Consider the following 12,056-nt stretch of genomic DNA (forward strand, 5'->3'; position numbering starts at 1 on the left):
ATTACGCCAGCCAGCCGCCCTGATCGATCTCCAGCAGCAGCATAATGGTTAACGCCTGGGCGTAGGGCACCGGGGCCATCGCGATATCGCAGTAGTACTGAATATCCCAGCCCAGCATGGTGCCGCGGGAGGCTTCCCGCACAATCCCCTCCTCGTCAATGCGCGCCATCACCGCGTCGAACGCCCGCAGGGCATGCCTGCTCACCGACGCATCCAGAATCCCCATCCGCACGCCGCGCAGCATCCCCCAGGCGATACCCGCCGTGGCGGAGGACTCCTGGGGTGAGAACGGATCGTCCAGCACCGTGTGCCACATGCCGTTCTCCGCCTGTAGCTCGCACAGCGTGCGCACCTGACGCGTCACCACCTGCGCCAGATAGCGCCGTACGCTGGCGTCCAGATGCTCGCCCATCAGCGCGATAAATTCCGGAATGGCGACGGTGATCCATGCGTTGCCGCGCGCCCAGAACGCCCCGGCGAAATGGTGCTTATCGACAAAGGTCCAGCCGTGATACCACAGCCCGCTCACCGGATCGCTGAGATAGCGGGTATGGAGCAGGAACTGGTAGCTCGCCTCGTCGATCAGATCCCGGCGTTTGAGCACGATCCCCGCCACGCCGAGGAACAGACAGGTCATAAACAGCGTGTCATCCCACAGCTGGCCGGTGTTCGCCTGCTCTTTCACCACGTGCTGGAATCCGCCCTCTTCGGTTTTTGGCAGGTCGCGCAGCAGGGCGTCGGCCCAGTCGTTGACCGTCTTAAGCAGATCCTGACGCTGATGATGCCCGGCCACCAGCGCCAGGGCGATCATCGGCGCGGTGGTGTTGATCTGCATCTCCGGCAGCCCTTTCGCAATCTGCGTTTCGTACCACGCCAGAATCGACTGCTGCAGTACCGCATCCTGCTGGTGTTCCGCAAAGCGCCAGAAGCCATACAGCCCGACGCCAATCTCCCACTCCCACTCTTCAAAGTTGATGGAGAACCCGTCTCCAGCCCCCACTTCATCAAGATTTTTCAGTCGGCAGAAACCGCGCACCACGCGATCCACTATTTTCCTCTGCTGCGCGCTGTTCATGCTGTCGCCCCTTTTAAGAATGTTTCTGCATGGGCCAGTAATGCCCCGGTATCGGCGGCACGCGCGAGCGCCAGGTTTTGCTGCTGATGCCCCCGGCGGCCAGAGGCGATAAACAGCGCATCCGGGAACAATTTCCCCGCCAGATACTGCGCCGTCTGGAAGGCGAGCACATTCTTCTCGCCCCAGAACGCCATCACGTCGCAGCCCCGCTCATCGTGCCAGTAGCGATAACCCAGCAGCGTGGATTTTACCCGCCGCCACAGCACCGCCGGGAAGTGCTCTCCCTGATGGCGATGCCAGAGGAGGAGCAGCGACAGGAGTGAAAACACCGAGCCCGCCTCCCGGGCGCTGACGCGCTTCAGGGTGCTGTACAGCAGCGCGTCGAGTTCCGGGCCATATTCCCGCTGCGCCATCAGCGTCAACAGGCGTTGGCCGCTATCGTCGTGGGCCGTCGTACTGTGCGCAGGCGGCGTGTACTGCCGTGGGGCGATGAGCTGCGGGCACGCGTCCGGCAGCCCATAGTCAAGCGGGGTCGCGTCGAGGTAGACCATTTGCAGGGCAAATGTCGTATCGCGTTCAAACAGTTCATCCAGATGGATCAGCAGGCGGTTTTTACCGGCGCTCAGCGCCAGCGCGACCTCGGTGTGCTGCATGCGGTTGCGGGTGAAGGGCGTAAAGCAGACCAGCGGCTCGTCGTCACGCCAGAGCCGCACGCCGCCGCAGGTCGTCAGACGAAAGGTAAAGGTGCCGCTATGGGGCGCAAAAAGATCCACCCGCAGCCAGCGCTGCAGATGGTACGCCAGCGGATAAAAGCCCGAAAAGGAGAGAATGTGGTTGTCGCCGCTAAAAACCCCTTCCCGGCACGGCAGGGCCTGGGCGGGCTCCACCTGCCGCCGGGCGTGGGTCTTCAGGAACACCCGACGGCAAAACGACGGCGCATCCGGTCCCACCTCACAGGTGGGCTCTGTCGTTTCACCGGTATAAAACTCGGCGAAGCGCTCCGCTTTTGCCGCTGACCCCAGAAAACGCGTGAGTGCGTCACCCTGTGTTAACTGCCAGTCACCTTGTGACATATCTTCCTCATCAGCCCGTCCATTACGCCGCTATCATCAGCAGATTGGCCTTGCGGGGCGAGCAGCCCAGGAGGGAGACTGATGGGATATGCCTGGCAACTCACAAACCGGACGACGGTCAGCGATGCAGCGTGATGCCGATCACACCACGTAACCGGCAAGGAAGGAGAATGATGAGGGCGATCACGTCAGGTTTTTAGCCCTCTCCATCTGACGTGATATTGATCACACTAAGGCTTTAGTGCCTTCAGCTCTTCGCTCAGGCTGTCCGCCAGGGCGCGCACGCGGGAGGCATCGAACAGCACGTGCATGCCGGGAGAAGCATCGGCGTGCTTTAAGCAGAAATCGTCCAGTTCGGCGGCGCTGCGATAGAGCTCCTGGATGTTGATCTGGCAGATTTCGCGCATGCTCCAGCTGTTCTCCACCTCGCGGGCAAAGCGCAGGGTAAAGAACGCCTTCTGGGCATGGACAAACAGATGGCAGTAGAGGGCAAAGCCCTGCCACTCCTCCAGCCAGCGGCGTTTCAGCGCATACGGGAAGGCGGCGGTGTCGGTAAAGCGCAGGGCCGCTTCCTGTAAGGTCTGCGAGGCGTCCCGGGCCTCGTCTTTTTCGCGGGCAATGCGCGCCAGCGACGCGGCAGAGGCTTCAACGTCGCTGGCGCTGAAGAAAATATCGCGCTCCGAACCCGGCAGCCAGTGGTTGCGGTTGAGCTGCCCGTAAAGGCTCCACACTGCCTGGCCATAGCTTTCCGGCACCTGACTGTGGCGATGAAAAACGTGATCGCGCACGTAGATGGCGCCATAGAGCACCTGCCCGGCCTGCTCCAGCAGGGCGTGGAAGGTGGCAAAAGTGTCGGCATCCGGCTGCCAGCCATAGCGCTCATCCAGCCAGCTATTCAGCAGTTGCGCCACGCTAAGGTGGCTGCCATCGCTGGCTAACATCCGGCTACAGGCCACCAGATTGCACTCGCTCAGGGTGCCCATCACCCAGTGGTTATCCACCCCTTCCCAGCTGGCTTTGCACACCACGCCGCGGATCGCCGGATTCGAGCGGCACCACAGCAGACGCCCCTGCAGTTCGTCGATGCGCAGCCAGGGAAAGACGCCCCAGCCCACCTCTTCGCCCACCAGATCGATATCCGCCCACACTTCACGCTCCTCCACCGCCAGCAGGGCCGGGTTATTGGGAAACGACGGCCAGAAACGTTCCGGGGTGAGTTTAATGGAGACGCTGACGCTCTGGGGCTGCGGGCGGATCGCCTCCAGCACGTTGTGCAGATCGTGATTGCCCGCCGGAAACACCCGCAGCACCAGGTGTTTATTTTCAGCCTGCATGGTGCGGGACATGGCATTAAAGCAGCAGCTATAGATGGCCAGGCTCCGGGCGTCGCGCTGGACCTGATTGACCTCGCCCTCTGCCTGTAACTCCCAGTTAGGGCGCGACACGGGCAGCAGGCCGTCGGTGCTGGAGATAGCGACCAGCAGGCCGCTAATGGCAGGAATCCGCTGGCAGATCAGGGCGATTTTACGGGTCAGGAACCCGCACCAGAAATCAACGTCGAGGCGCACGCCGTGGCCCGGCTCAAACAGGTGCGGGTGCGCCAGCAGCAGTTCGGTAGGGAAGCTGAACTCTTTGGCCTGCAGGTAAAAACGCAGCCCCTTTTGCTGGCAGAGTTGGCCCAGCCGGTTGAGGTAGACGCAGCGGGCACGCTGCTGGCTGGAGAGGCGGTCGTTGTCGAGATGCGGCGTGTAGCCTTTCGGGGAGACCAGCTTGTCGAACAGATCCGCCTGCCCGACAACCACGGTGTTAAAGTCATGCGCGACGGCCCAGTCCACCAGTTCGCAAGCCTTTTCCCAGTTCCAGTAAGCCTGATTATTCAGCTCCAGCGCCCGCGTCTGCCACATAGATCCCTTCCCTTTGTCATCCGGTTAGCCAACCGGCATTACTACCACAGAAGGGCGAAGTAATGTGCAGACTACCGCACATTATCATTTATCCCCGGCGGGCGGCGTGATGATATAGCGCGTCGGCGCGAAACAGTTAAGAAACAGGTGCATAAGGAACACGATCGTCAGGGTCGCCACCAGCGCCACCGTCACCGAGACAATACGGTAGAGATCGCTGAACACCAGGTCGCCGTCCGGGTGCATGTTCTGGCCGAACATGATGCCGATGGTGGTGATGCTGGCAAAACCGACCCCGGCTCCCACCTTCTCCATCACGTGCAGGCGGGCGCCAAACGCCAGCCCGAGCCCAATCAGCGGCATCATTAGCAGCATGTGGCTGCTGTGATCGTAGAGCACCATCTGCACCAGCAGAATATAGAGGCAGCCGAGCACCACCCCCACCACGCGCCACAGCGAGCTCATCACCGCGCCGCGATAGTGCATCGGGAAGAGGATCAGGATGCCTGCCATCAGCGCCGACAGTGAATCGCTGAGATCGCTTATCTGGAACACCACAAAGATCAGCGTCGCCACGGTCCCGGAGAGCAGCGATTCATGGCGCACGCGGGCGGCATCTTTCTCCAGCCGCGGCGGTGGCGTGCGTGGCTCGACATCCGGCAGCAGATAGTGCATCAGCGCGCTTAAGCAAACCGCCATCACGCTGGCTTCGAGGTTGGAAAAGAGCAGCGTGTGCCAGTTGGTGGTGGGGTAGCTCATAAAGTTGAGCATGGTGCTCTGGCACACCACCCCCATCGAGCCAAAGAGGAACAGCGGCCCCTGGCTCATAAAGCGAAAACGCATCACGTAGAGACCAAACACCACCAGGGTCATGATCACCGGCCATTGCGCCAGATAACCGATGATAAACACCATTTCAATGCAGTTCAGCGCCGAGCTGAACACAAACTGTTTTGCCACGTGGCGGTTAAAGACCGGCACCAACGACAGCAGCATAATCGGGTAGATGACGAAGAAGACGCCATAGCTGGTGTTGTAGAAGCTCGACACGCTCAGGGCGATCATCCCGGCAAAGACGATGCGCAGGGTCTGGCGAAAGTCGTTGGCGGTATAGACAATGTTGCCGTGCGGGGTAAAGACCCGCGCCAGGGTATTAATAGACATAATCAGTACACATAGTGCAGCAGGCTGACGAGGTGGATCTGCATGCCGGAGAAGAAGCGGGCAAACGGACCTTCGCTGTTATAGAGCTGCACGGTGGCGCGCGCCCCGGTCGGCAGGTGCTTTGGCAGCGGCTCGTCCAGCGCCACGTGAATGCGCATGCGCTGCGCGTCACGCACCCAGCGGTTGGAGGTTTCCGGCTCAGAGAGCTGGCCGTTGACGGCCTCCTGCCCGGCCAGAATACCGGCGTCGCTGCTGGTGACGTGGGCGCGGAAAACGTGGCCCGGGAAGGCGTCAAACACCACGGCGGCATCGGTTCCCTGACGGGTATGGCGCAGGCTCTTTTCCCGGAAATCGGCGACGATATCGCTCTGGTTATTCACCAGCGCCAGCGCCGCCGAACCGGAGGTGGCATAAAAACCGGGGCTCAGCTGCACGTTACTGACGGTCCCGTCCGCCTCGGAGTAGATTTTCGTCCAGCGGAGATTGAGTTCCGCCTCGTCCAGCGCATTACGGTATTTTTGCAGGGTCACGTTACGCTTTTCGTCGCGCTCGCCGCGCTCAATGCGCAGCTGATGAATGGTGGCCTCCAGATTCGCCACCGCCTGCTCGCTGCCCTGCCAGGTGGTGCGGACTTTATCCAGATCCGCCTGGGAGACGTTCTGCAACGTGCTGAGTTTCTGATAGCGATCGAAGGTGACTTTGTCGTTACGGGCGGTGAGCTGGGCGGTTTTCAGGCTCGCCTGGGTCGCCACAATTTGCGCGTCCAGCTGCTGATTGGCGAGACGCGCCTGTTCCAGCGCAATCTGAGCCGCTTCCACTTTATTACGGAATGGCGTTGGATCGAGTTCAAACAGCAGATCGCCCCGCTTCACCTGGCTGTTGTTATGCACGTGCACCGCCGCCACATAGCCGGAGACGCGCGCGGAAACGGGCGTCACCACGCGCATCACCGTGGAGTCCGGCGTCAGCGGGATCCAGATATCGGCGATAATGAAATAGACAAACATCAGCAGGAAAGAGGCAATACTTACCCTTACCCAGCGGGCAAACTTTTGTTCAGGGGTCATGATTATTCGGTCTTGTTATCTTCTTCGCGGATAGTCCGCAAGTTGCAGGCGATTTGATTGAGTGTGGCGCTGAAAATCTCGAGATGTTCCGGGGCGATATTCTGCGATACCCGCTCCTGGAACGTCTCGATAATCCGGGTCAGGGTTTTCAGCACCGCGTTACCCTCGGGTGTGAGCGTCAGCAGCCGGATACGCTTGTCATAAGGCGATGTGGTGCGCAGCAGGTAGCCCTGCTTTTCCAGCTGTGAAAGGGTGCGCATCAGCGGCGGCAGTTCAATGCCCTGCACCTCCGCCAGTTCGCTCACCGAGACGTTATCCCCCAACTGCTTTAACTGCATCATCACCGTCCAGCTCGACTGGGTTAACCCGGTGTCGAGAATGGCATCGTCAATCACTGCGCGCCACTGACGCACAATCATTGCCATCCGCATGCCCATCGGCCTGCGGCAGAACAGATCTTCTTCACGCATGGGAGGTCCTCGCTTCACACGCTGAGAAGATAATAGTTATCAGGGTAAGTATCAAGAAACGAGGATGTTAAGCGCAGGAATTGCGAAAGCGGGCAGAGCGTTCATCCCCTGGCAGGTATCAAAATCAACAGCGCTTTTTCCAGGCTTTTTTGTGCCGTCATCCTTCGTTCAATAGAGGTCGCTTGCAGAATCAAGCACGTTGATCAAATTTTTTAAACAACCCGGTCAGATTGGTCACAGCGAATTTACGATAAATATTGCGTCGATGATGGCTTACTGTTTTTCCCGTTACGTCCAGATCGCGGGTAATTTCTTTATTCTTTTTCCCCGACACAATATAGGGCAGCAGCATGGTTTCCATACGGGTTAACCGTTGTTCTTTTTCAAGATGGTGCCAGCGGGCATTTTTAAAAATAGTGACCGGCTGATCTTCCTGGGCAAGATGGGCAAGACATGCGCTTAACTTTCGCACGGCACTTTTACAGTCGATGGTATAATCGGCAATAGTATTAATGAGAATATTTTCAATCGTGCTTTCGTAGCACACATCCCGGGTGATAAAAATAAAATAGCTCTGCTCGTACCGGTTTTTTAGATCCAGTAGGGCATGCAGAACTTTGATATCAGACTCACCATAATCCACTACAATCGCTTTGGTGCGAGAAAGATCCTCTTTCGTCGCTTTTTTGATGTCATCAAGATAATGCACCTGCTGAAACGACGGCGCGTCGAACATTAACTGTTCAACCAGCATGGCAAACCCCTGCTGGAAATATCTACAGGATGTTAAAACTATTACCATTCCCTTTACCCTCACCATCACTGTGGATTTATTAATAATCAGTGAGAATGTATTAATTTGCAATTAACAGTTTTCCGGGGGATTGTAGGAATATTCTCAAGTAATTAGCGGCATTTCGTGCTATCGCGCACAAAAAATGATATTTAACGAAAAGTTTAATCAGTTATAACAGCAAGATATCCGACCACTTAAGACTTTTCCAGGCAAGGAAAGAACAATCCCACCCTCAATATTATTTTCTTTTGTTATGCTGCAAAATGTAACGAAGGATTAAACGGTGTATGTATTTTTATATTCGCTATCGCGAAATAAAATCATTATGTAATAAGAGAGGGACACCTTATGAATAAATCATTTCGCCTGAATCAGCTGGCTATTAGCATGAGCATGATTCTGGGCAGCAGTTTTCTTTTGTCTCCAGCACTGGCAAATACCTGCGCGGGCACTGCATTTACCGGAACCTGCGGATTAACGCAATATGACATGACGTCACCGATAACGCCAAAGCCTACCGCGTGGTATTTCACTCAGAAAACCCAGGATGCGGCCATTGACGGCACGCAGGGCCCAGAATATCTATTTTGCCAGCGGCACCTCTTCCCGAACCTCTTCTGATATCCAACAGCTTCTTGTTGATGGCGCGAATCTGAGTGGCCATTATATCAACGTCAGTAAAGAGGGCTCAGCTACCGTTGTCCTGAACAATAAGGCCGCGGTGGACTTCATCGAGGCGGGCGCGAAGAGTTCTAACACCAATACCCATATCGTTGTCGATAACTCTACCCTGAACGGTGCCGCTAAGGGGGGAGATTATGATATAAAAAACGCCCCAAACTCGAAGTACTATCTTGACGGAAACGCCATTCATCTGGACGTCGCTGACAGCGGTGATGCCGATATTGATATCCAGAACAATAGCTTGATTACAGGCCGCATCTACGTGGGCGGCGCGGGGACACACGACGTCACCGTGCAGGACAGCCGTATTCAGGCGGGCAGCATTTTGCTGTACAACGCGACAAATAATAACGCCATTACGGTGCAGAACAGCCTCATCGATACCACTAACGCCGTCTCCAAAACAGCCAATGCGATAGAAATCACAAACCTCACCGCTGCAGATAAAACGCATACGATTGTAGTTGACCATAGCCAGCTGACGGGCTCGGTGGCCCTCTCTACCTCAGGCAGCACCAGCGCGCTGTCGGTTACCGATTCCACCATCACCAAAACCACCCAGAAAAACGGTAACGCCATTAGCCTGTCAAATGGCAAAGCCGCTCAGCTGAGCCTGGATAATAGCGAGATTGTCGGTCATACGGTGCTTTCCGGCTCGGAGAGCGTTACCGCCTCGCTGGCGGACCCCTCCCTTAACGGCAACCTGATTGCCAACAAAGCCGCGCAGATTGCCATGGATATCACCCGCTCCGTGCTGACAGGCAACGTCGATGCCAGCGCCGGCCAGGGCAGCGTGGATCTGCATCTGACCGACAGCACCCTCTCCGGGGATATCAACCTCAACGGTGCCAAAGTGCTCCGCTCCGACATCTGGCTGGATAACGCTGAGGTGGCGGGTAATCTGTACGGCAGCGGCGCTGCGAGCACCCTGCACCTGGCGAACATGCCTGAGTTTAGCGGGACGAAGTTCAGCAACTTCGGCAAGCTGGCTATCGCGGACGATGTGGTCCTCACCGACGGCTTTACCGACACCAACGTGGGCAGCGCCCTGACAGTGAACGGCACTACCGTGACCGCGCCGGTGCAGCTGAGCAGCGGCAATTTAACCTTTGATAACACCAAACTTATCGCCGATACCCTGGCGCTGAGCAGCGGCGCATCGTTGAATATGATCAACCATAGCCAGCTGCAAACCCGTTCTGACCAGCTGTTCAACCTGGCGGCCTCATCCCTGCTGCCAGAGGGCTATAACGAGACCGGCGCGAACCTTAGCTTGACCGACAGCACGCTGATCCTGACCGATGACACCTACCATCTGGACTATGTGAAGGCGGTCAATGAGCTGCTGGGCTCCACAGAAGGCAACAGCCTGGTGATGCTCGGCACGCTGCAGAATGCCGATAGCGTGGCGGGCACCGCCAGCGTAATCGAAGCCGCCATGACCCAGGCGGTGCTGGCCAACACCCAGGTTACCTCTGACAAAAACCGGCTCATTATCGGCGAGAAAGATGCGATCACCGATGACACCATTTTCGTGCGGAACGGCTTCGGCGCATCGCAGCTGCGGTTTGAAGGTGAAGGCCAGCCAGCGGTGGATATTGTCGGCGGCCAGACGCTGACTCTGACCGGGGCCGCTGGCGCGTTGATCGACGTGGCCGGCGCACCCGATGCGCCTGTTGCGGTAGCGGTCAATAACGGGACGCTGAACTTAGGCATCGCAGCCATGCAGGATGTGACCGGTCATCTCACCGGTACCGTCACCGTGGCCCCTGAAGGCGCGCTGAACATTGTGGCAGGCGATCACACGCTGGTTTCCGGCGGATCTGCTGCCGGGGTAGTCAGCAGCGGCCTGGTCAGGGTTGAACAACAAGCCACTCTGCACAGCGATGTCGCGCTTCAGGATAGCGCCCAGATGGCGGTTAACGGTTCCCTGCTGGCAGGGCAGCTCTCGGCCAGCCAGGAGGCACAAATCACCGTCGGCGATATCGCCGCCGCGGGCACGCTGGTCGCAGAACGTTTGGATCTGCAGGGGGCTCGGTTGTTTATCGACCCGGCCTGGACGGATGGCGGGACGCTGGCTAACGCCTCCCATGTGGCAAGCGGTGGCAGTGAGATTAACGGGCGCGTCACCGTGGGTCATAACGCCCTGCTGGTGCTGGGTGATACCTCTACCGCTGCGGCAGAAGCCCGTTTCGCCAACAGCGGCTTAACCTGGGGTGAAAACGCCATCACGGCGGCGGTCTCTGTCCATACCCCGCAATACCTTAACGCCACCCAGGGCGGGCTGCGGGTCGACGGTTCACTGACCGGCAGCTCAGCCGACCGTGACGCCGCCTTTAATACCGTTGACTTTGCCGACCACTCTTTGCTGATGGTCAGCACGAAGGAGATGACCAATGGCCAGGCCGCGCTGAATGCGACCGAGGGTAGCCTGAACGTAGCGGACAGCGCCGTACTTTACGTCGCGGATGCGAAGGCCAACCAGACTTACTCGGTTGCCAGAGGCTTTAGCGACGTCAACATCGCCGGCAACGGCTGGCAGAACGAGAATCTGCTGTTGAATAAACTGTTGACGGCCACGACCCAGGAGCGTGACGGCGAGGTGCGGGTCACTACCCAGGCTCGTGCGGCACAGGACGTCCTGCCGGGCGTGGTCACTACCCATGCGCTGGATCAGCTTATCGCCAGCGGAGAGAACTCACGCTCTGCCAGCCAGGCGGGCGCACGTTATCTGTCGGTTGCTATCGATACGCCACAGGCGAGCGTGGATGAGGTAGTAAGAACCATCAACAGCGCGGCGCAAATCGCCACTGCGGGCGGTGTGCAGCACAATACCTGGGCGGCAGGCAACGCGGCGGTGGATGCCGTTCTGGAGCGTAACTCCATTGCCAACGCGGGCCTGCAACCCGCTGACACTGACGCCAGCGTCTGGGTTCACGCCCTGTACGGTAACCCGCGCAGCAGCGACCTGAGCGCCGGGAATCTGAGCTACGGCCAGAACAGCAAATTCTACGGCCTGATGATGGGAGGAGACAAAGCCTGGCAGACCGAACACGGCACCCTGCGCAGCGGCGCGGCGTTCCATGCCGGTAATGGCGACAGTGATTCACGCGGCGATACCAACGCCACCCACAATGATTTCAGCTTCTGGGGCGTTACCCTGTACCAGAACTGGAACCAGGATCGCTGGAACCTGACGGGCGACGTCAGCCTGACCCAGACCAGCAACGATGTTTACCAGAAACAGCCGGGTTGGATGGAAGCAGGCAACAAGCTGAAGGCAAACGTCGACGGGATGCTGTTCAGCGCGGGCGTGCGGGGCGAGTACCTGATCGAAACCGATGTGCTGGATATCATTCCTCATGCGGGTGTGCGTTATAACCAACTCAAGACCGAGGCCTTTGATACCAAAAACGATCAGGATGAACGCGTCTTCCATACCGATAAAGGCACGCAGAACATCTGGCAGTTCCGGGTAGGGGTGAAAGTCGCGAAAACCTTCGCGCTGGATTCCGGCTGGAAGATGAGTACCCAGGCCGATGTCGGCGTGGTTGCTGTCACCGGCGACCGGGAGAGTCAAAACACCCTGCACACCGTGGGCATCAGCGCCAGCGATACTCTCCGCGCAGAGATCATGGATGACACCGCCTTTAACGGCCAGCTGGGGGTGAAAATGCAGAAAGGCAATATGACCTTCGGCGTGGGCTATAACGTGAATGCCTCTCATCACGACACCGATCAGACAATGAGCGCCACCTGGTCGCTCAACTTCTAAAACAAACAAGCCGCATACAGAGTATGCGGCTACTTTTTGTAGGCCCGG

Annotated in this window: 8 protein-coding genes; 1 reads left to right on the plus strand and 7 read right to left on the minus strand. The window is 58.1% G+C overall.

Annotated features, from left to right (window positions below; translation table 11 throughout):
• Window position 1: 1 nt before the first annotated feature.
• From B3X29_RS03150 to B3X29_RS03180, 7 genes are all read right to left on the minus strand, one after another.
• Window positions 2–1,075: a glycoside hydrolase family 88/105 protein gene (locus B3X29_RS03150; RefSeq protein ID WP_290503548.1), complete on the minus strand. Its 1,074-nt coding sequence runs from the start codon at window positions 1,073–1,075 to the stop codon at window positions 2–4.
• A complete protein-coding gene (locus B3X29_RS03155; protein WP_290503549.1) occupies window positions 1,072–2,148 on the minus strand; it encodes a hypothetical protein in 1,077 nt (358 codons plus the stop codon). The genes B3X29_RS03150 and B3X29_RS03155 overlap by 4 nt, the downstream gene beginning before the upstream one ends.
• A 230-nt stretch (window positions 2,149–2,378) precedes the next feature.
• Entirely contained in the window at window positions 2,379–4,052 is a 1,674-nt protein-coding gene (locus B3X29_RS03160) for a hypothetical protein (RefSeq protein WP_290503550.1), read from the minus strand.
• 84 nt (window positions 4,053–4,136) lie between these two features.
• Entirely contained in the window at window positions 4,137–5,216 is a 1,080-nt protein-coding gene (locus B3X29_RS03165; RefSeq protein ID WP_103823107.1) for a DUF2955 domain-containing protein, read from the minus strand.
• Window positions 5,217–5,218: 2 nt separating this feature from the next.
• Window positions 5,219–6,286 carry an HlyD family secretion protein gene (locus B3X29_RS03170; protein ID WP_290503937.1) on the minus strand — a complete coding sequence of 356 codons (1,068 nt, stop codon included), beginning with the start codon at window positions 6,284–6,286 and terminating at the stop codon, window positions 5,219–5,221.
• Window positions 6,286–6,753, minus strand: coding sequence for a MarR family winged helix-turn-helix transcriptional regulator (locus B3X29_RS03175; RefSeq protein WP_103178102.1), 468 nt, complete (start codon window positions 6,751–6,753; stop codon window positions 6,286–6,288). Before B3X29_RS03175 ends, B3X29_RS03170 begins: the two co-directional genes overlap by 1 nt.
• Window positions 6,754–6,943: 190 nt before the next feature.
• Window positions 6,944–7,507, minus strand: a complete 564-nt coding sequence (locus B3X29_RS03180; RefSeq protein ID WP_290503551.1) for a helix-turn-helix transcriptional regulator — start codon at window positions 7,505–7,507, stop codon at window positions 6,944–6,946.
• A 598-nt stretch (window positions 7,508–8,105) separates the two neighbouring features.
• Between B3X29_RS03180 and B3X29_RS03185 the strand changes: the two genes are divergently transcribed.
• Window positions 8,106–12,008, plus strand: coding sequence for an autotransporter outer membrane beta-barrel domain-containing protein (locus B3X29_RS03185; RefSeq protein WP_290503552.1), 3,903 nt, complete (start codon window positions 8,106–8,108; stop codon window positions 12,006–12,008).
• The last annotated feature ends 48 nt before the right edge of the window (window positions 12,009–12,056 follow it).

Origin of the sequence: Leclercia sp. UBA5076 (assembly GCF_002416465.1) — a bacterium.
Classification (GTDB): Bacteria; Pseudomonadota; Gammaproteobacteria; order Enterobacterales; family Enterobacteriaceae; genus Enterobacter.

Coding starts and splice junctions, on each gene's coding strand:
- B3X29_RS03160 (WP_290503550.1), bottom strand. CDS start 4,052: ATGTGGCAGACGCGGGCGCTGGAGCTGAATAATCAGGCTTACTGGAAC.
- B3X29_RS03180 (WP_290503551.1), bottom strand. CDS start 7,507: ATGCTGGTTGAACAGTTAATGTTCGACGCGCCGTCGTTTCAGCAGGTG.
- B3X29_RS03150 (WP_290503548.1), bottom strand. CDS start 1,075: ATGAACAGCGCGCAGCAGAGGAAAATAGTGGATCGCGTGGTGCGCGGT.
- B3X29_RS03165 (WP_103823107.1), bottom strand. CDS start 5,216: ATGTCTATTAATACCCTGGCGCGGGTCTTTACCCCGCACGGCAACATT.
- B3X29_RS03155 (WP_290503549.1), bottom strand. CDS start 2,148: ATGTCACAAGGTGACTGGCAGTTAACACAGGGTGACGCACTCACGCGT.
- B3X29_RS03175 (WP_103178102.1), bottom strand. CDS start 6,753: ATGCGTGAAGAAGATCTGTTCTGCCGCAGGCCGATGGGCATGCGGATG.